Source organism: Escherichia sp. MOD1-EC6475 (assembly GCF_003046645.1).
GTDB lineage: Bacteria > Pseudomonadota > Gammaproteobacteria > Enterobacterales > Enterobacteriaceae > Escherichia > Escherichia ruysiae.
Genome location: NZ_PZKQ01000070.1, coordinates 1 through 19,487 on the forward strand (window position 1 = coordinate 1; position 19,487 = coordinate 19,487).

Sequence of the window (19,487 nt, forward strand, 5' to 3'; positions counted from 1 at the left end):
AAGTTGGCAGCATCACCTGTAACAAAGATATATCATTGCCTTCACTAATATTTCAATCCGCATAGCCTGAACGTGTTTTGTTGCAGCATGAAGCGTTGCTATCTTTCTTTATCGGTGACGTGTCGCCAGCCAACAGAGCAGAGAACCGCCACAGACCATGAGTGCGCCTTGCCAGAATGAGAACGATAGCGGTGCGTTGAGTAGCACGGCAGCCAGAGCAGAAGAAAGTACAGGCGTAAAATAAGAACCCACTGCCATAATCGTTACATTGCCATGTAAAATACCGACATTCCAGGCGGCGTAAGCAAATCCTAAAGTAAATGCCGCAGATATGAGTTTAACGATGACGGGGGTGCTAAAAACCATCTCTGGTTGTGGCGTTATAAAATAGTAAATCCATAGACTTGCTCCCGTCAGAAGAACGAAAACGGTAATGCCGTTAAATCCACGGGCATATTTATTAGTGACTGTGCAATAAGCTGCCCAGATAAACGCACCAATAAACGCCAAAAAATAACTTAATGGACTGGTGGTAATATTATTGATGATTTCATCATATTGTAGCCCATTGTCGCCGCCTAATACCCAACAGACACCCATCAAGGCTAAAAGCAATCCGGGAATAATCAGCCAGTTTGTTTTCTGACCATTAAAAAGAATGGCGAAAAGTATCGTCAGGCTGGGCCATAAATAGTTCACCATGCCTACTTCTATCGCCTGATGGCGGGTAGCAGCATAACCTAAGGAAAGCGCGAGGCAGATTTCATAACTCACGAATAAAAGACTCCCGGCAAGTAAATAGCCTTTCGGGATCTGCCGGATACGCGGGAATCCAACGGTGAATATTAATAGCAGTCCGCTTAATGAATAGATCGCCGCCGCACCACCGACCGGACCAAGCCCCTCACTGACGCCGCGAATTAACCCCACCATGGTGCTCCACAGGACGATCGCGATTAGCCCTATGAGCGTTGCTTTTTGTCGTGTCATGCTCGCTGTTTAGTCTCTCTTGCCGTTAAAAATTAAGCTGAAATTTATAGCATTTTTTTAACCGGCCTGTCAGGCAGTGGTGCGTTTTCCTACCGCCATTGAGGTAGGTCAATTTGCGCAGGCGGATTATTTTGTGGCAAACACGTGTTCTTTTTGATTTCGCGCAAAAAGATTCAGAATTTTACTGTTAGTTTCCTCGCGCAGTAATACCCCTGAAAAAAGAGGAAAGCAATGGACGTCAGTCGCAGACAATTTTTTAAAATCTGCGCGGGCGGTATGGCTGGAACAACAGTAGCGGCATTGGGCTTTGCCCCGAAGCAAGCACTGGCTCAGGCGCGAAACTACAAATTATTACGCGCTAAAGAGATCCGTAACACCTGCACATACTGTTCCGTAGGTTGCGGGCTATTGATGTATAGCCTGGGTGATGGCGCGAAAAACGCCAGAGAAGCGATTTATCACATTGAAGGTGACCCGGATCATCCGGTAAGTCGCGGCGCACTGTGCCCGAAAGGCGCCGGTTTGCTGGATTACGTGAACAGCGAAAACCGTCTGCGTTACCCGGAATATCGTGCGCCAGGCTCTGATAAATGGCAGCGCATTAGCTGGGAAGAAGCATTCTCCCGTATTGCGAAGCTGATGAAAGTTGACCGTGACGCTAACTTTATTGAAAAGAACGAGCAGGGCGTAACGGTAAACCGTTGGCTTTCTACCGGTATGCTGTGTGCTTCCGGTGCCAGCAACGAAACCGGGATGCTGACCCAGAAATTTGCCCGCTCCCTCGGGATGCTGGCGGTAGACAACCAGGCGCGCGTCTGACACGGACCAACGGTAGCAAGTCTTGCTCCAACATTTGGTCGCGGTGCGATGACCAACCACTGGGTGGATATCAAAAACGCTAACGTCGTAATGGTAATGGGCGGTAACGCTGCTGAAGCGCATCCCGTCGGTTTCCGCTGGGCGATGGAAGCGAAAAACAACAACGATGCAACCCTGATCGTTGTCGATCCCCGTTTTACGCGTACCGCTTCTGTAGCGGATATTTACGCACCTATTCGTTCCGGTACGGACATTACGTTCCTGTCTGGCGTTTTGCGCTACCTGATCGAAAACAACAAAATCAACGCTGAATACGTTAAGCATTACACCAACGCCAGCCTGCTGGTGCGTGATGATTTTGCTTTCGAAGACGGTCTGTTCAGTGGTTATGACGCTGAAAAACGCCAGTACGATAAGTCGTCCTGGAACTATCAGTTCGATGAAAACGGCTATGCGAAACGCGATGACACGCTGACTCATCCGCGCTGCGTGTGGAACCTGCTGAAAGAGCACGTTTCCCGCTACACGCCGGACGTCGTGGAAAACATCTGCGGTACGCCAAAAGCTGACTTCCTGAAAGTGTGTGAAGTGCTGGCCTCCACCAGCGCGCCGGATCGCACAACCACCTTCCTGTACGCGCTGGGCTGGACGCAGCACACCGTCGGTGCGCAGAACATCCGTACTATGGCGATGATCCAGTTGCTGCTCGGCAACATGGGTATGGCTGGTGGCGGCGTGAACGCACTGCGTGGTCACTCCAACATTCAGGGTCTTACCGACTTAGGTCTGCTCTCTACCAGCCTGCCGGGTTATTTGACGCTGCCGTCAGAAAAACAGGTTGATTTGCAGTCTTATCTGGAAGCGAACACGCCGAAAGCGACGCTGGCGGATCAGGTGAACTACTGGAGCAACTATCCGAAGTTCTTCGTTAGCCTGATGAAATCTTTCTACGGCGATGCCGCGCAGAAAGAGAACAACTGGGGCTACGACTGGCTGCCGAAGTGGGACCAGACCTACGACGTCATCAAGTATTTCAACATGATGGACGAAGGCAAAGTCAGCGGTTATTTCTGCCAGGGCTTTAACCCGGTTGCGTCCTTCCCGGACAAAAACAAAGTAGTTAGCTGCCTGAGTAAGCTGAAGTACATGGTGGTTATCGATCCGCTGGTGACTGAAACGTCTACTTTCTGGCAGAACCACGGCGAGTCGAACGATGTCGATCCGGCGTCTATTCAGACTGAGGTATTCCGCCTGCCTTCGACCTGCTTTGCTGAAGAAGATGGCTCTATCGCCAACTCCGGTCGCTGGTTGCAGTGGCACTGGAAAGGTCAGGACGCACCTGGCGAAGCGCGTAACGACGGCGAAATTCTGGCGGGTATCTACCATCACCTGCGCGAGCTGTACAAAGCTGAAGGTGGTAAAGGCGTAGAACCGCTGATGAAGATGAGCTGGAACTACAAGCAGCCGCACGAACCGCAATCTGACGAAGTGGCTAAAGAGAACAACGGCTACGCGCTGGAAGATCTCTATGACGCTAATGGCGTGCTGATTGCGAAGAAAGGTCAGTTGCTGAGTAGCTTTGCGCATCTGCGTGATGACGGTACAACCGCATCTTCTTGCTGGATCTACACCGGTAGCTGGACAGAGCAGGGCAACCAGATGGCCAACCGCGATAACTCCGACCCGTCCGGTCTGGGGAATACGCTGGGATGGGCCTGGGCGTGGCCGCTCAACCGTCGCGTGCTGTACAACCGTGCTTCAGCGGATATCAACGGTAAACCGTGGGATCCGAAACGAATGCTGATCCAGTGGAACGGCAGCAAGTGGACGGGTAACGATATTCCTGACTTCGGCAATGCCGCGCCGGGTACGCCAACCGGGCCGTTTATCATGCAGCCGGAAGGGATGGGACGCCTGTTTGCCATTAACAAAATGGCGGAAGGTCCGTTCCCGGAACACTACGAGCCAATTGAAACGCCGCTGGGAACTAACCCGCTGCATCCGAACGTGGTTTCTAACCCGGTCGTTCGTCTGTATGAACAAGACGCGCTGCGGATGGGTAAAAAAGAGCAGTTCCCGTATGTGGGTACGACCTATCGTCTGACCGAGCACTTCCACACCTGGACCAAGCACGCATTGCTCAACGCAATCGCCCAGCCGGAACAGTTTGTGGAAATCAGCGAAACGCTGGCGGCGGCGAAAGGCATTGCCAATGGCGATCGTGTCACTGTCTCCAGCAAGCGTGGCTTTATCCGCGCGGTGGCTGTGGTAACGCGCCGTCTGAAACCGCTGAATGTAAACGGTCTGCAGGTTGAAACGGTGGGTATTCCAATCCACTGGGGCTTTGAGGGTGTCGCGCGTAAAGGTTATATCGCTAACACTCTGACGCCGAATGTCGGTGATGCAAACTCGCAAACGCCGGAATATAAAGCGTTCTTAGTAAACATCGAGAAGGCGTAAGGGGGCGAACAGATGGCTATGGAAACGCAGGACATTATCAAAAGGTCCGCAACTAACTCCATCACGCCGCCTTCTCAGGTGCGTGATTACAAAGCAGAAGTCGCGAAACTTATCGACGTTTCCACCTGTATCGGCTGTAAAGCTTGTCAGGTGGCGTGTTCGGAGTGGAACGACATCCGTGATGAAGTGGGGCACTGCGTCGGGGTTTACGATAACCCCGCCGATCTGAGCGCCAAGTCCTGGACGGTGATGCGCTTTAGCGAAACCGAACAGAACGGCAAGCTGGAGTGGCTGATCCGTAAAGACGGCTGTATGCACTGTGAAGATCCGGGCTGCCTGAAGGCATGTCCGTCTGCCGGTGCGATCATTCAGTACGCTAACGGCATTGTCGATTTCCAGTCGGAAAACTGCATCGGCTGTGGTTACTGCATTGCCGGGTGTCCGTTTAATATTCCGCGCCTCAACAAAGAGGATAACCGGGTATATAAATGCACGCTCTGCGTCGATCGCGTCAGCGTCGGCCAGGAACCGGCTTGTGTAAAAACTTGCCCGACCGGGGCTATCCACTTCGGCACCAAGAAGGAGATGCTGGAGCTGGCGGAACAGCGCGTGGCGAAACTGAAAGCGCGTGGTTACGAACATGCTGGCGTCTACAACCCGGAAGGTGTCGGTGGTACGCACGTTATGTACGTGCTGCATCACGCCGATCAGCCGGAGCTGTATCATGGTCTGCCGAAAGATCCGAAGATCGATACCTCGGTAAGCCTGTGGAAAGGCGCGTTGAAACCGCTGGCAGCGGCTGGCTTTATTGCCACTTTTGCCGGGTTGATTTTCCACTACATCGGTATTGGCCCGAATAAGGAAGTGGACGATGACGAGGAGGATCATCATGAGTAAGTCGAAAATGATTGTGCGCACCAAATTTATTGATCGCGCCTGTCACTGGACCGTGGTGATTTGCTTCTTCCTGGTGGCGCTGTCCGGGATTTCGTTCTTCTTCCCGACGCTGCAATGGCTGACGCAAACCTTCGGTACGCCGCAGATGGGGCGCATTTTGCACCCGTTCTTCGGCATTGCGATTTTCGTCGCGCTGATGTTTATGTTCTTCCGCTTTGTGCATCACAACATCCCGGATAAGAAAGATATTCCGTGGCTGTTGAACATTGTCGAAGTATTGAAAGGCAATGAGCACAAAGTGGCGGATGTTGGTAAGTACAACGCCGGACAGAAGATGATGTTCTGGTCAATCATGAGCATGATTTTCGTGCTGCTGGTGACCGGGGTGATTATCTGGCGTCCGTACTTTGCGCAGTACTTCCCGATGCAGGTTGTCCGCTACAGCCTGCTGATCCACGCGGCAGCGGGTATCATCCTGATCCACGCCATCCTGATCCATATGTATATGGCATTCTGGGTGAAAGGGTCGATTAAAGGGATGATCGAAGGGAAGGTGAGCCGTCGCTGGGCGAAGAAACACCATCCGCGCTGGTATCGTGAAATCGAGAAGGCAGAAGCAAAAAAAGAGAGTGAAGAAGGGATATAATCTCTTTTGAACTTTAAGCTGAAAATGGCGCTGTAAAAGGCGCCATTTTTTTATTGCGTAACCAGACGGCGTAGTCGCGACACATCCACCGTTTTTTCAGCCTCTGCCAGACTCCACGCGTTTTGCAGATTCAACCACATTTGCGGCGAACTGCCGATCACCACGGAAAGTTTAATCGCCATTTCTGGCGTCAAAGCCGCTTTTCCGGTCAGCAATCGGCTTGCCGTTGAGGGCGCAATTTCCATTGCTCTGGCAAATTCGCGCAGGCTGACGTTCAGCTCGTCCAGTGATTCCTGAATGATGTCCCCCGGACGGGGATGATTGGCCATTTTCATCAGTGATAGTCCTCGTAATCCAGTATGTATGCATCGCCATTGACGAACTCAAACGTTATCCGCCAGTTGCCCGAGACAGAGATTGCCCAAATTCCATCGCGATCGCCGCTTAACGGGTGTAGTCGGTAACCTGGCATATCGATATCAGCAAGACAGCTTGCTGCATCAATTACAGCGAGTCGGTGGCGTAATCTTTTGACTTGCGTCGGTATAACGCCGGAGGTTTTGCCAAGAAGAAACAAGTCACGCAATCCCTTGTGTCTGAAATTCATTATCATCTCTTCATCCTTGTTCCTTCGAAAGGAACACTATCACTATTGTTCCGTGCAGCGCAACAAATTTCGCTACGTTTTCGCGAATTGTGAGGGGAAAGATGAGGGAGGAAAAGAAGAAGAGTTAAATAGCGGAAAGCGTCTCGCAAAACAGGCTGCGACTCGAACATGGCAGTCGCAGCAATGGTCTCTTAGCGGCGGAAATCAATCACCATACGACCACGGATTTTGCCTTCTTCCATCTCGGTAAAGATGGTGTTGATGTCCGCTAACGGACGCAGGGCGACTTTGGGCACCACTTTGCCTTCGGCGGCAAACTGGAAAGCTTCGGTGAGATCCTGGCGCGTGCCGACCAGTGAACCGACCACTTCAATACCATCCAGCACAAGGCGTGGGATGTCCAGGCTCATGGACTCCGGCGGCAGACCGACTGCCACAACACGCCCGCCTGCACGAACGGCATCAACCGCCGAGTTAAATGCGGCTTTGGCTACTGCTGTAACAACCGCAGCGTGTGCACCGCCCGCTTTCTCCTGCACAATTTTGGCGGCGTCTTCGGTGCGTGAGTTAATCGCTAAATCAGCGCCCATTTCAGTCGCCAGTTTTAACTGCTCATCATTGACATCAATGGCGATCACTTTGGCGTTAAAGACATTCTTCGCGTATTGCAGGGCGAGGTTACCCAGGCCACCAAGACCATAGATAGCAATCCACTGACCGGGACGAATTTTTGACAGCTTCACCGCTTTATAGGTGGTGACGCCCGCACAGGTAATGCTGCTGGCAGCAGCCGAATCCAGGCCATCTGGCACTTTTACTGCGTAATCAGCAACCACGATGCACTCTTCCGCCATGCCGCCATCAACGCTGTATCCGGCGTTTTTAACTGAACGGCAGAGCGTTTCGTTACCACTGTTACAGTATTCGCAATGACCGCATCCTTCGTAAAACCATGCCACGCTTGCGCGATCGCCTGGTTTTAATGAGGTGACGCCTGGGCCAACTTCTGACACAACACCAATGCCTTCGTGTCCCAGAATCACGCCGGTTTTATCACCAAAATCGCCATTCTTAACATGAAGATCGGTATGACATACGCCACAACACTCCATTTTCAGCAGGGCTTCGCCATGTTTCAGTGAGCGCAGCGTTTTATCCGTAACGTCAACATGATGATCCTTCGTAACAACTGCAGCCTTCATAGTTCCTCCTTTTCGGATGATGTTCTGCATAGCAGGTGAGGCAAATGAGATTTATTTGCCACTACCCAGTATGGATGAGATCTGAAAAAGGGAGAGGGAAATTGCCCGGTAACATTCACTACCGGGCGGAGGCTTAGATGGAGGTACGGCGGTAGTCGCGGTATTCGGCTTGCCAGAAGTTGTCGTCAATGGCCTGTTGCAAAGCTTCGGCAGACGTTTTCACCGCCACGCCTTGCTGCTGCGCCATTTTGCCAACGGCAAAAGCAATCGCTCTGGAGACTTTCTGGATGTCTTTCAGTTCCGGCAGTACCAGACCTTCGCCGTTCAGCACTAGCGGCGAATACTGAGCAAGAGTTTCACTTGCCGACATTAACATCTCATCGGTGATGCGTGACGCGCCGGAAGCAATAACGCCCAGCCCGATGCCCGGGAAAATAAAGGCGTTGTTGCACTGGGCGATAGGGTAGATTTTATCTTTCCATACCACCGGATTAAACGGGCTACCGGTGGCAACCAGCGCGTTACCTTCAGTCCAGGCGATAATGTCCTGTGGAGTGGCTTCCACGCGTGAAGTCGGGTTAGACAACGGCATCACGATCGGACGCGGACAGTGTTTGTGCATCTCACGGATGATCTCTTCCGTAAACAGCCCGGTCTGTCCGGAGACGCCAATCAGAATATCTGGTTTTACATTGCGCACCACATCCAGCAGTGACAGCACATCGCTGTCGGTATCCCAGTCTCTGAGGTTTTCGCGCTTCTGCACCAGTTTGGTCTGGAAAGGCAGCAGGTTTGGCATCTTGTCGGTGAGCAGACCAAAGCGATCGACCATAAACACTTTCTGTCGCGCCGCTTCTTCGCTTAATCCTTCGCGCTGGGTCTGGGCGATAATCATTTCGGCAATGCCACATCCCGCTGAACCTGCGCCGAGGAAGACAATCTTTTTCTCGCTTAACTGACCACCTGCTGCGCGGCTGGCTGCGATCAGCGTTCCGACCGTTACCGCTGCGGTGCCCTGAATGTCATCGTTAAAAGAACAAATTTCATGGCGATAGCGGTTAAGCAACGGCATCGCATTTTTTTGTGCAAAGTCTTCAAACTGCAGCAACACGTTCGGCCAGCGTTGCTTCACTGCCTGGATAAATTCGTCAACGAATTCATAGTATTCATCGTCAGTGATGCGCGGATTACGCCAGCCCATATACAACGGGTCGTTAAGCAGTTGCTGGTTATTGGTGCCGACATCCAGCACCACCGGAAGAGTATACGCCGGGCTGATGCCACCACAGGCGGTATAGAGCGACAGTTTACCGATTGGAATACCCATCCCGCCGATGCCCTGGTCACCAAGACCCAGGATACGTTCGCCATCCGTCACCACAATCACTTTAATGTTGTGATTCGGCACGTTTTGCAGAATGTCGTCCATATTGTGGCGGTTCTGGTAAGAGATAAACACGCCGCGCGAACGGCGGTAGATCTCAGAAAAACGCTCACAGGCTGCGCCAACGGTCGGGGTGTAAATAACGGGCATCATCTCATCAAGATGATTGTTTACCAGTCGGTAGAAGAGGGTTTCGTTAGTATCCTGGATGTTACGCAGGTAGATGTGCTTGTCGATTTCGGTTTTGAATCCCTGATACTGGATCCATGCTCGTTCCGCTTGTTCTTCGATGGTTTCGACCACTTCCGGCAGTAACCCCAGCAGGTTGAAGTTACGGCGTTCTTCCATGCTGAAGGCGCTGCCTTTATTCAACAACGGAAATTCCAGCAGTACAGGGCCAGCGTAAGGAATATAAAGCGAACGCTGTTTTTTTGTTTTTGGTTCCATGTCACTCACTCTTTTTTGAATATCCATCCCTGGGGTTTTTATCGTCTTTGCTTTACCGCCAGGGCGTCGCCCCCAAGTATAAAGCAGATAAAAACAAAAACACCATTGCGCAGGCAATGGTGTTTAATCGTCATTGAGGACTGATTGTTAAGAATTACTTTTCAGCGGGGCGTTTTCTGCCGGTTGGGTTATTTACCACGCTGGATTTGTCACCTTCGGTAACTATTTTGCGCTGGTTAGAAATTTTATGATCCAGTCCAAGAATATGACGTGCCTGACGGTTCGATTTCATTTTAACTCCTCAATCCTGTTGCTAGTTTTAAGGACAACATCGCCGTAGCGAAGAAACACGTGCTAAACCCCTAAATTAGGTTGCCGATCAAGCATAGCAGCTTAAAGCGTAGGGTGCTGGCCACTGACCACATAATTGATGGTTTGCTGGTAGATATCACTGAGGATGTCGTTATCAGAAGCTTCCACCCATTTGGTCAGCTCCATGAGAATGTCATCTTCAGTGACAACACCGTGCTCTGCCCGAAGGCCTTGCTCAATGGAATTAACCAGAGCGGGTTCTGCTGTTGAATTTTCTGCCTGATAATAAGTAAACATAGTGATTCTCCGTGTCTGTATATTTATGGTGTCTGCTACGGATCGCAGATTTATAAAGCACATTCAGCATGGCAAATATTTGCCGCTTCGTTGTTAAGATTAGTCCTGGTTGATGAATTTTATATTTTAACTACATGATATTCATGAGTATTATTATTGGTATTTGTGGATTTATATTGCTGCGGTATCTCTCAATACATATATCCCAGTCGTCTGTTGTGGTAATTTTATTTAAGTGCAGAGGTAATATTTTCGCCGGATTTTATTCGGAATATCCTGCTTATCCTCGTGCTGTTTCTCACGTAGTCTATAATTTCCTTTTTAAGCCCACAGGAGAGCAACAATGACAATCCATAAGAAAGGTCAGGCACACTGGGAAGGCGATATCAAACGCGGGAAGGGAACAGTATCCACCGAGAGCGGCGTGCTGAACCAACAGCCGTATGGATTTAACACACGTTTTGAAGGCGAAAAAGGAACCAACCCTGAAGAATTGATTGGCGCGGCACATGCCGCTTGTTTCTCGATGGCGCTTTCATTAATGCTGGGGGAAGCGGGATTCACGCCAACATCGATTGATACCACTGCCGATGTATCGCTGGATAAAGTCGATGCTGGTTTCGCGATTACCAAAATCGCACTGAAGAGTGAAGTTGCCGTACCGGGTATTGATGCCTCAACCTTTGACGGCATTATTCAGAAAGCAAAAGCCGGATGCCCGGTTTCTCAGGTACTGAAAGCGGAAATTACGCTGGATTACCAGTTGAAAGCATAAGTACTCGCCGGATGATGTTGTCATCCGGCAAGCATTTATACCAATATTTTCTGCTTATCCCAATGAAATCTTGCATTTAAACTGCATCGTCATTCTTTTCATTATTCCCGCCTGTTCTCGAGCAATCATTATTACATCAGGTTGTAAACTCCTATTCCGTTCAGAATAACAGTAAAACTCTGTTTATTTATGTTCTCTGTTTGATGGTGAGAAACATTTATGGCATTGTAATATTCAGTTGATTTAATTAATTTGAATTAATTAAATTTAATTAATGAGCTAATTAACATTGTTTAATAAGGATGAAACTATGTTGATGAAAAAGGTCTCTTTTGCTATTGCTTTAATATCTCTAAGTCAGTATGCAAGCGCATCTTCAGAATTTAATTTCTTATCTGACAATGTTTTTGTTGATGCTTCTCTTTCATTTCTGAATGGTGAGTCAGGTGAGTTTGTTTATAACGATGGCGGCAAACTTAGCCAACTGGACTGGAAAATTCAAAATACCCCCATTATTAAAATGGGGCTAACCTGGGATGCAATCTCATGGCTGACGCTTAATGCTAAAGGCTGGACGACGATTGCGTCTGCCGGTACGCTAATGGATGATTATGACTGGCTCGAGCCGGGGCAGCACCACTGGAGCGATTGGTCACATCATCCGGCAACGCGGTTGAATTTTGCAAATCAGTTTGATCTCAATATGACAGGTTGGTTTTTAAAGGATCAAAACTACCAACTCGGCGCCATGTTAGGCTATCAGGAGACACGTTTCAGTTGGACGGCGAAAGGAGGTTACTATAGTTATGATAATGGTGCCGACACTGGAGATATTCCTCATAACCAAAGAGTTATTGGCTACCAACAAAAATTCAGTGCGCCTTATTTAGGTCTTTCTGGTAAATATATCTATCATGATTTTGATATTATTGCTCAATTTAAATATAGCGCCTGGGGAGAAGGGAAGGGAACAGATCAGCATTATTTGCGCAACATTACATTTAAAGATAAAGTATCCAACCAAAAATATTATTCAGGTCTTATTAATGTGGGGTATAACATTAATTCACAGGCGCGTATTTTCACAGAAATGTCATGGAGTAGATTCTCTAATGATATTGGTAACACAGTAATTTCTTATAAAGAAAATGGTGAAAGCGTAAAAGAGAAAGATTCGCCAGGGATGCAAAACTATAATTACATTATTGGCGCGGGCATTCAGTACAAATTTTAATATAGCATCGGACGAATGGCTGAATATAAATACATGGCATCTTGTCCGCCTGCGCGGGCAAGATGTTCTAAGCGTCGATTTGAAGCGGTAGCGTAGTAGACATCCAGACAGGGATCTCCTCAGCGGGCAAAGGACGTGAGAAGAAATAGCCCTGAATCACGGGGCAGTGGATCTTGCGTAACATCTCAAACTGTTCTTTCGTTTCCACACCTTCCGCCACTACGGTTAAGTTCAGGCTTTGCCCAATGCTGGTAATGGCTTCTAATAAGGCACGGATGCGTTTTTCGCTCAGGCAACGATCGACAAAACTCTTATCGATCTTAATTTCCGTTACCGGCAGGCTGACTAAGCGTGACAGGCCGGAAAAGCCTGTACCGAAATCGTCGACAGATAAACCTACGCCCATATCCCGCAGAATCTGGATGCGTTTAAAGATCTCCGTATCGTGTTCCATCATCATGCTTTCAGTGATTTCCACCGTCAGCTGGTGGCCGTCAATCTGCCAGGCTTCCATCGCATCGCAAACCTGATTGGGTAGCTGATTACTGCGAAAATGCAGCGCAGATAAGTTTACGGATAACGCCGGGATATGAATATTCTGGCTTCGCCACTCTGCTAACTGGCGACAGGCTTCAGCAATTACCCAACGACCAATATTTTCAATTTCACCAATCTCTTCTGCGAGGGGAATAAACCGGGAAGGGGGAACATGTCCATGCTGCGGGTCATACCAGCGAGCAAGAGCTTCAATACCATACAGTTCGCCCGTTTCGGCGAATATCTGCGGCTGGTAAACCAGCTTCAACTGGTTGTTGCTGATTGCTTCTTTCAGCGCCGCGCCTAATATCAACCGCTCTTTAACCATCTCGTTCATTGTCGGGCTAAAGAACTGCCAGCCGTTACCGCCGTTTTTGCGAATGAAATCCATTGCATTGTGGGCGGTAGAAAGCAGGTAGTCACGGTTTTTACCAACGTCGTAACTGATACCAATGCTTAAGGTTAAAGGAAAAGGCTGATCGTCAATGATGACCGGTTTGCTAACGACGTTGCGTAGCTCATCAGCGATTTGGGTAATGTTGCTGACTTCATCCTCCAGACTAATGAGGACAAACTGTGCACCTTCAACGCGGCAGAGATACTGATCGGGTTTGAGTTTTTCACGAAAGCGATTAACGACTTCTAACAATGCCTGATCGGCCCACGCATAGCCGAGGCTGTCGATCACATCCTGAATATGGTCGACGCCAATAAGATAAACCACCGGAGAGACGGCTCTATCGACAAGGTCATCGAGGTAATTGTGCAGATTATTGCGATTTGGCAGACCGGTCATCGGATCAAACTGGATTAGCTGTTCGATGTGCTGGCGGCTTTTCTCCTGTTCCAGCGCCAGTGCGGCCATATGCTGGCTGATATCTGCCACGCGTTCGACAAATGCACTGGTTTCTGTCCCTGCAGCCGTCTTGATTTGCAGAACTCCCGCTGGTGCGCCATCGCGCTGGCGAATGGTAACAGCCCAGCTTTGTGCATTCTTTACTTCTGTCCCAGGAGAGGACGACGCCCAATGCACTGGCATCCCATTACGCAATGCATACAGCGAAACATGCGATTCATGAAGAATGGATTCAATATTACGGCAAATGATTTCGCCCATTTCGTGAAACGGCGGGCTGCTGCACATGGCGGCGAGGATGTTGCCTTCCAGCTGGCGGATTTGCCGTTCTTCAGTGATATCTGAGAAGGTCATTACCAGGTTTTGTAGATGAGCAAGCACGTCATAGACCGGACTGATAGACGCTTTAATCCAGATATTTTCACCCGTGCGCGTTAATAGCAAAAATTCATCTTGATCGCGGGAGGTTTTCCACAAAAGCTGCTGTAAGCGGATGCGGTTATCTGTCGGGTATTCAGGAATGTTAAGCAGCGCATCGGGCTGCATACCGCTGGCTTCGCTGATGCAATAGCCGAACATTTCTGTAAACGCGCGATTGCACTGAACGATATGACGCTCAGGATCAAGCACAATCACAGGTCGGTCGAGATGATCCACGGCAATGAGCAACTGCCGGGTCTGTTCTTTCTGCGCCATTTCAACGCTGGCATCTCGCACCAGCGCCAGGTAATAAATTTTCCCCTCGGCAGTCACTTTTGACAGGGCAAATCGTGTCCATATTTTACTGCCATCTTTTTTCTCAAGCTGCAATTCCCGGCTCATACCTTCGACACGCGCTTTACCACCTTCGCGGTTATGCCGGATGTATTCAGGGTGTGCAGGGCGCAAATTATGGGGAATCAGCATATCGATGTTATTGCCAATAACCTCTTCGCGTTTATATCCCCAAAGCTTTTCTGCTGCGGGGTTGAAAAACATCACTTCATCATTTTCGTTAATTAACACCGCGCCCATCATATTTTGCTCAAGCGCGGGGAAAAAAATGCCGTCACCGGCATTCTCTGCATCGGTTAGCTTCATGATTACCTCTGCATCCGGGCGAATCTAAAGACTGGCTTTCCAGAGTTCAACACGGTTTCTACCTCGTCTTTTGGCGATATACAGAGCTTCGTCGGCTATTTGAATTAAACGTTCATAATCCGGATGTCCATTAAACATGGCGGCGCCAATGGACAGAGAGAGGTAAATATCTTCGCCGTTTGCAGCTTTCAGTTTGGTTTTTTCTACCCGACTGCGGATACGTTCTGCGGTACGTAAAGTGTCAGTTTCTGAGGCTTCTGTCAGAACAATGATAAATTCATCACCACCGTAGCGGAAAACATAATCACTACTACGAACATTGTCGTAAAACGCCTGCGAGACTTTACGCAGAATTTCGTCGCCGGTGTTATGTCCCCATGTATCATTGATCTCTTTGAATTTATCAACATCAATGATTAGAACAGACAACGGCGTGCCAGCCCGATTGGCATGGGCAATTTCACGTTTGAAGATAGTCGGCAGGAAACGGCGGTTAAGTAGCTTAGTCAACACATCCATTCCCACTTCATGGCGAGAAACTTCTTCAAACAGTTCTCGTAGTAAGGTGGTAATTTGCGATACGGTATTTCGTATCTGCAATAAAAACTTCACTCGCAGACTTTTGTTACTCAGATTTTTAGCATGGAGTATTGTCTGATTAAAAACCCCGTCGAAATCCTGAATAAGGCGGGAGATATGACCTACTTCGGCAATGCCGCTAAAATAATGACGACCTTTATGGTTAAACCATAAGCCAAAATCCGCCTGACTTAACGGTAAGCTGCTGCCTAAATCAGAATCCAACAGGACTTTATAAATAACATCTAATTCCCATGAAAGTAATGAGGCTATTTGCCGTTCTTTTTCTTCTTCGGCATTTTCCAGTAGTGAAAAGATACGATAGTTTTCGTCTTCTTTAGCCGCACTACTGTCGCTAAAGGTAAACGCACGGGTCATAACTTCCATGGCTATATCGATACTGTTAATCGAAAAATGATAAACCTGAAGTTTATCCGCAGGCGAATAATCAGAGGAAAATATTGCTGGATAGAGGATTTTCTTCAATACACGAAAACCCATCTCAACGATTTCTACGGGAATGCCAATACGGGCATGTACTTCGGCCACGGTATGCTGGATTTGTATAAGCCTATCAACATCGTCCGCTTGCGCAGAGAGCACATCGATAATCCATGTTTCCAGAGCACTTTTAAGTTGCCTTTCAACCTGTTCGTTACTCAAAAACTCTTCGGCATGTGGGTCAGTGCGTACAATACGATAAAACTCATTGCTCAGGTAATGGGCATGTGCAACAGCAATTTCTGCGGCTTTAGCGCGAATGAGAGGGGAAGCCTGGGTCACTAATCCAGTCCACTCATCTTTCATTCTTTTAAAGTACATCTCCATAATTCAGCCCCTTATACGACTGGAAAGGCAGATGGGTTCGAAAAACGAAACGCAACATACTGGACAGACTTATCGCACCATATTCTCCTGAAATATGAGGATATAATGAAAAGAAATAAACGGATTAGACAGTTTTAATCTACGCTACTGTTCTTCTGAAGAGTATAGCCCATCGTGATTATTTTTCGGTGGTGACGAATATCGTATTGTTTTTCATGTTGATACTAATTAATCAGAGGATTATAGCAATCGGCTTATATGGAGATAATTTTATTTAAGAGGTTACGGCATTTTTGCAGGGTGACAAGCCGGTGCTTACATCACCGGCATGTCACAGTAAAACAGGGCGTTTAACTTCCCCAACGACTTTGCAGATAACTAACGGCTTGTTGGGTCTGTGGCTTATGAAGGTAATCTTCGCGGAACAGAATCGTGCCGCTAATTTCGGGTACAGCATCGTTAAGATCAAGCTGCTTTTTTAGTTCTGGCACGCCGCCGTTAACCATCCAGTCAGGTTCTATCTTTGAGGGTTCACCCACTTTATAGAAGGCAATACCGATATATAGACGGGTTTTGGTCGGTTTGACGACATCTGCCCACCATTTTGCCAGTACGTCATAACGTGCGGCGCTACGTGAGAAAGGCCAGTAAATTTGTGGGGCAATATAATCCAGTAAACCTTGTTCTACCCAATGGCGGGTATCTGCATAGGATTCGTCATAGGCTGCTGCGCCTCGGGTATCGGAACCGAGCGGATCGTGTGAACGGTTGCGCCAGACGCCTGCCGGGCTAACGCCAAATTCAACCTCTGGCTTAATGCTTTTAATGGTGTGCGATACCTTTGCAATTAATTGCTGGGTATTGTTACGCCGCCAGTCTGCTTTTGATGCAAAAGCTCTCCCATATTTGCGGTACGTCTCGTTATCGTTCAGTAGCGAACCCGGTGATTCAGTGTAGAAATAATCGTCGAACTGCACGCCATCTATCGGATAACGGGAAACCACTTCCGCAACTATTGATGTGATCCAATCCTGAACCTCAGGGATACCAGGGTCGAGAACAAAACGGTCGCCCGACGTTCTGATCCAGTCGCGATGCTGCACGTAGACACTGGCTGGTTGCTGTGACAGGGTGCTATTCAATTCCCTGATAGTTCCGGGTTTTGTGTTAACCGACACGCGGTAGGGGTTAAACCACGCGTGCACTTTCATCCCACGCTTGTGGGCTTCGTCGAGCATAAATTGCAGCGGATCGTAACCTGGATCTTCACCAATTTTGCCAGTCATAAGCTCGGACCACGGTAAAATTTCCGATGGCCAAAGGGCTGTACCATCGGGCTTTACCTGGAAAAAAACCGTATTGATGCCGAGACGTTGTAGATGATCTAACTTGTCAATCATCGCCTGTTGTTGTACACGGGCTCGGCTGGTGGGGTTACTGATATTAACCGAGGAAACAGGTGGCCAGTCGAGGCGAGACACAGTGGCCAGCCAGATACCGCGCATCGGTTGCGCTGATTGATGTGTGGTCACTGGTGGTTTTGAACCTGCTGGTGGTGTAGTTATTGGCGTTGGCGGTGTGGTCTTACAACTACACAGTAAAAGAGCCAGAGCAACGAGTGTGGCTGGCTTTTTGATCGCTAATTTCACGTTTCGGGAGCAGATATCCATATATGCTGGTTTCCGGTAAACAGATGTGTTGCTCATTCTCGTACTTATCTGGGGCAAGTCAATACGATAACAGGTACGAAAAAGGGAGCGATTAACGATCGCTCCCTTGTCTTATCTCCTTCAGAGATGGTTAATGTTTCTTATCGTTCATCACAATATAGTGCGGTGAACGAGCACGTGGATGCAGGAAGAAGTGACCTTTCGGTGCGTTCTGGCTGTTAATTGGCTCCAGTGTCACACCGGTATTCGCTTTGCCTTTACGATCGTGGATGGCATAGAGAATAAAGGGCAGGGCAAGTACCACCAGGAAGCTAACGACCAGTAATTCGACATACATATCGGTAGAGTCACCCTGGATATTATCCGGCGGCAGGAAGGAAACAATAAATGCCATGATTGAGGTCAGCAGGCCGACAATAGCCACAACCAGTTTCACGCCCTTACCGCCTGGGATATTAAATGTGCGTTTTAAGTCAGGATGTTTAAGGACTAACACAATGTAGCCAATAAACAGCATGAAATAAGCACACAGATAAATCACCACCGTCAGAGCCAGTGCGATCAGGAAGGACATGTTGTTACCACCACTGGTATTGGTGAGGATAATCAAGGCGATAGAGGTGATCACCAACTGAGAAATAACCAAAGTGACCGGCACGCCATTTTTGTTCATTTTGGCGAACGCTGGAGGTAACAGGTTTTTCTGCGCTGTAACATACATCCCGCGAGAAGGACCGACAATCCAGGAGGCGATTTCTGCCAGAACACCCAGCAGCAGCAGTGCGGAGATCACGCGAACCGTCCACTCAATTTCCGGTGCCACGTGGGACATCAGAACGGTAAAGGTTTGCATTACCCCAGCGGACAGATTGATTTCATTACCCGGAATGACCATCGCAATGGACAAACCACCAACCGAGCTTAAACAGATTGCCGCCACCATCAGCAATAACATTGCCAACGGATAATCGCGCCCAGGATTGCTCATTTCATTGACGTGGGTTGCGGAGGCTTCTACCCCCATATAACTCAATATGAAGGCAACAAACACAACCAGGGTGCCAACTTTAGAGAAATCCGGGAAGAAGGTTTTTGCATCCATTTCGATAGCAACTGGCGCACCGGAGTGCAGGTAAATCGCCGCTAATGCAATCAAAATAAATGCGGGTAACAGAATACCGGCGAAGAAGCCGACTTTAGCAATTCGCGCCGTATATTTAGTACCGCCGAACTGAGTTAATGCCAGAACCCAAAGAATGATGAGTGCCGCAATGGTTTTTGTTACCGGATCTTCATTCAGTGCTGGCCATTTAAGAATGTAGGAAAGTGCCCCTAACACGAAATAGAGCATCGGAATAAAGCCGATAGCGATTTGCAAATAACCAAATGAGATCGCTGCAAATCCCCATTTTAACCCCAGGGTATTCGATACCCAGGCGAAAACGCCACCTTCTTCCCAACCGTCCACGGTAGCCATTTCCGCAGCACAGAGTCCAACGGGAATAAACCATAAAATCCCGCCTAATAGCAGGAAGAAAACTAATGAAAAACCGGATGTTGCAAAGGTAGGATATTCATAAACAGCCATTACCATCGATGCCGTAATAGCGAAGAATCCAAGTAATGTTAGCTGCTTAGCTTTACCTGTCTGTACTGATGTAGCCATATTTTCCCCCTAAAACGGTATTCCTGTCGGAACCGCGCCTGTCTTGTTCTGAAGCGTATTCAGAGCAATATTTTTCCATTGCTAATGCCAGTGAACAGACTCTGGAATTTGTCCCGAAACGGGATCGTTCCGGGACGCCATTACCATCTAAACGTTATCAGGTATGTTTAAAGCTGTTCTGCTGAGCAATACCCTGCAATT

The 19,487-nt window shown here is 48.6% G+C and carries 16 protein-coding genes; 5 read left to right on the forward strand and 11 right to left on the reverse strand.

Features of this window, described 5'->3' with window-relative positions; genetic code table 11:
* Nucleotides 1-108 precede the first annotated feature (108 nt).
* Nucleotides 109-990 carry an aromatic amino acid efflux DMT transporter YddG gene (gene yddG, locus A7589_RS20315; RefSeq protein ID WP_010355607.1) on the reverse strand — a complete coding sequence of 294 codons (882 nt, stop codon included), beginning with the start codon at nucleotides 988-990 and terminating at the stop codon, nucleotides 109-111.
* 231 nt (nucleotides 991-1,221) lie between these two features.
* On the opposite strand from yddG, the gene fdnG reads away from it, so the two are divergent.
* From fdnG to fdnI, 3 genes are read left to right on the forward strand one after another with little or no spacing between them, the layout of a single operon-like run.
* Nucleotides 1,222-4,269 carry a formate dehydrogenase-N subunit alpha gene (gene fdnG, locus A7589_RS20325; protein ID WP_165797965.1) on the forward strand — a complete coding sequence of 1,016 codons (3,048 nt, stop codon included), beginning with the start codon at nucleotides 1,222-1,224 and terminating at the stop codon, nucleotides 4,267-4,269.
* Between the two features lie 12 nt (nucleotides 4,270-4,281).
* Entirely contained in the window at nucleotides 4,282-5,166 is an 885-nt protein-coding gene (fdnH, locus tag A7589_RS20330; RefSeq protein ID WP_001240582.1) for a formate dehydrogenase N subunit beta, read from the forward strand.
* Nucleotides 5,159-5,812, forward strand: coding sequence for a formate dehydrogenase-N subunit gamma (gene fdnI, locus A7589_RS20335; RefSeq protein ID WP_000045638.1), 654 nt, complete (start codon nucleotides 5,159-5,161; stop codon nucleotides 5,810-5,812). Before fdnH ends, fdnI begins: the two co-directional genes overlap by 8 nt.
* A 50-nt stretch (nucleotides 5,813-5,862) precedes the next feature.
* Here fdnI and A7589_RS20340 read toward each other — a convergent pair whose 3' ends face one another.
* The 6 genes from A7589_RS20340 to bdm form a co-directional block, all read right to left on the reverse strand.
* The gene (locus A7589_RS20340; RefSeq protein ID WP_000781370.1) at nucleotides 5,863-6,147 is read right to left on the reverse strand and encodes a HigA family addiction module antitoxin; all 285 of its coding nucleotides are present in this window, start codon (nucleotides 6,145-6,147) and stop codon (nucleotides 5,863-5,865) included.
* Nucleotides 6,147-6,425: a type II toxin-antitoxin system RelE/ParE family toxin gene (locus A7589_RS20345; RefSeq protein WP_000605676.1), complete on the reverse strand. Its 279-nt coding sequence runs from the start codon at nucleotides 6,423-6,425 to the stop codon at nucleotides 6,147-6,149. The genes A7589_RS20340 and A7589_RS20345 overlap by 1 nt, the downstream gene beginning before the upstream one ends.
* Before the next feature lie 185 nt (nucleotides 6,426-6,610).
* Nucleotides 6,611-7,621, reverse strand: coding sequence for an alcohol dehydrogenase AdhP (gene adhP / locus A7589_RS20350; RefSeq protein WP_000642427.1), 1,011 nt, complete (start codon nucleotides 7,619-7,621; stop codon nucleotides 6,611-6,613).
* A gap of 133 nt (nucleotides 7,622-7,754) precedes the next feature.
* A complete protein-coding gene (gene maeA / locus A7589_RS20355) occupies nucleotides 7,755-9,452 on the reverse strand; it encodes a malate dehydrogenase (protein ID WP_000433477.1) in 1,698 nt (565 codons plus the stop codon).
* Between the two features lie 154 nt (nucleotides 9,453-9,606).
* A complete protein-coding gene (gene sra, locus A7589_RS20360) occupies nucleotides 9,607-9,744 on the reverse strand; it encodes a stationary-phase-induced ribosome-associated protein (RefSeq protein ID WP_000841554.1) in 138 nt (45 codons plus the stop codon).
* Between the two features lie 101 nt (nucleotides 9,745-9,845).
* Entirely contained in the window at nucleotides 9,846-10,061 is a 216-nt protein-coding gene (gene bdm / locus A7589_RS20365) for a biofilm-dependent modulation protein (RefSeq protein WP_108188989.1), read from the reverse strand.
* 343 nt (nucleotides 10,062-10,404) lie between these two features.
* On the opposite strand from bdm, the gene osmC reads away from it, so the two are divergent.
* Nucleotides 10,405-10,836, forward strand: a complete 432-nt coding sequence (gene osmC, locus A7589_RS20375; RefSeq protein WP_000152304.1) for a peroxiredoxin OsmC — start codon at nucleotides 10,405-10,407, stop codon at nucleotides 10,834-10,836.
* A gap of 310 nt (nucleotides 10,837-11,146) precedes the next feature.
* Entirely contained in the window at nucleotides 11,147-12,070 is a 924-nt protein-coding gene (locus A7589_RS20380; RefSeq protein WP_000928774.1) for an omptin family outer membrane protease, read from the forward strand.
* Nucleotides 12,071-12,137: 67 nt separating this feature from the next.
* Here the strand turns inward: A7589_RS20380 and dosP are convergent, their stop codons facing one another.
* From dosP to gadC, 4 genes are all read right to left on the reverse strand, one after another.
* Nucleotides 12,138-14,543 (reverse strand): oxygen-sensing cyclic-di-GMP phosphodiesterase DosP, encoded by a 2,406-nt coding sequence (dosP, locus tag A7589_RS20385; RefSeq protein ID WP_000778562.1) that lies wholly within the window; start codon nucleotides 14,541-14,543, stop codon nucleotides 12,138-12,140.
* Nucleotides 14,544-14,567: 24 nt separating this feature from the next.
* Nucleotides 14,568-15,950, reverse strand: a complete 1,383-nt coding sequence (locus A7589_RS20390; protein ID WP_000426303.1) for a diguanylate cyclase — start codon at nucleotides 15,948-15,950, stop codon at nucleotides 14,568-14,570.
* Nucleotides 15,951-16,300: 350 nt separating this feature from the next.
* Nucleotides 16,301-17,620, reverse strand: coding sequence for a family 10 glycosylhydrolase (locus A7589_RS20395; RefSeq protein ID WP_108188990.1), 1,320 nt, complete (start codon nucleotides 17,618-17,620; stop codon nucleotides 16,301-16,303).
* Between the two features lie 130 nt (nucleotides 17,621-17,750).
* A complete protein-coding gene (gene gadC, locus A7589_RS20400) occupies nucleotides 17,751-19,286 on the reverse strand; it encodes an acid resistance gamma-aminobutyrate antiporter GadC (protein ID WP_108188991.1) in 1,536 nt (511 codons plus the stop codon).
* Nucleotides 19,287-19,487: the final 201 nt, after the last annotated feature.

Bases quoted from the DNA above. Each gene is read 5' to 3' on its own strand.
- yddG (WP_010355607.1), bottom strand. From the start codon at position 990: ATGACACGACAAAAAGCAACGCTCATAGGGCTAATCGCGATCGTCCTG.
- fdnH (WP_001240582.1), top strand. From the start codon at position 4,282: ATGGCTATGGAAACGCAGGACATTATCAAAAGGTCCGCAACTAACTCC.
- fdnI (WP_000045638.1), top strand. From the start codon at position 5,159: ATGAGTAAGTCGAAAATGATTGTGCGCACCAAATTTATTGATCGCGCC.
- A7589_RS20340 (WP_000781370.1), bottom strand. From the start codon at position 6,147: ATGAAAATGGCCAATCATCCCCGTCCGGGGGACATCATTCAGGAATCA.
- A7589_RS20345 (WP_000605676.1), bottom strand. From the start codon at position 6,425: ATGATAATGAATTTCAGACACAAGGGATTGCGTGACTTGTTTCTTCTT.
- adhP (WP_000642427.1), bottom strand. From the start codon at position 7,621: ATGAAGGCTGCAGTTGTTACGAAGGATCATCATGTTGACGTTACGGAT.
- maeA (WP_000433477.1), bottom strand. From the start codon at position 9,452: ATGGAACCAAAAACAAAAAAACAGCGTTCGCTTTATATTCCTTACGCT.
- sra (WP_000841554.1), bottom strand. From the start codon at position 9,744: ATGAAATCGAACCGTCAGGCACGTCATATTCTTGGACTGGATCATAAA.
- bdm (WP_108188989.1), bottom strand. From the start codon at position 10,061: ATGTTTACTTATTATCAGGCAGAAAATTCAACAGCAGAACCCGCTCTG.
- osmC (WP_000152304.1), top strand. From the start codon at position 10,405: ATGACAATCCATAAGAAAGGTCAGGCACACTGGGAAGGCGATATCAAA.
- A7589_RS20380 (WP_000928774.1), top strand. From the start codon at position 11,147: ATGTTGATGAAAAAGGTCTCTTTTGCTATTGCTTTAATATCTCTAAGT.
- dosP (WP_000778562.1), bottom strand. From the start codon at position 14,543: ATGAAGCTAACCGATGCAGAGAATGCCGGTGACGGCATTTTTTTCCCC.
- A7589_RS20390 (WP_000426303.1), bottom strand. From the start codon at position 15,950: ATGGAGATGTACTTTAAAAGAATGAAAGATGAGTGGACTGGATTAGTG.
- A7589_RS20395 (WP_108188990.1), bottom strand. From the start codon at position 17,620: ATGGATATCTGCTCCCGAAACGTGAAATTAGCGATCAAAAAGCCAGCC.
- gadC (WP_108188991.1), bottom strand. From the start codon at position 19,286: ATGGCTACATCAGTACAGACAGGTAAAGCTAAGCAGCTAACATTACTT.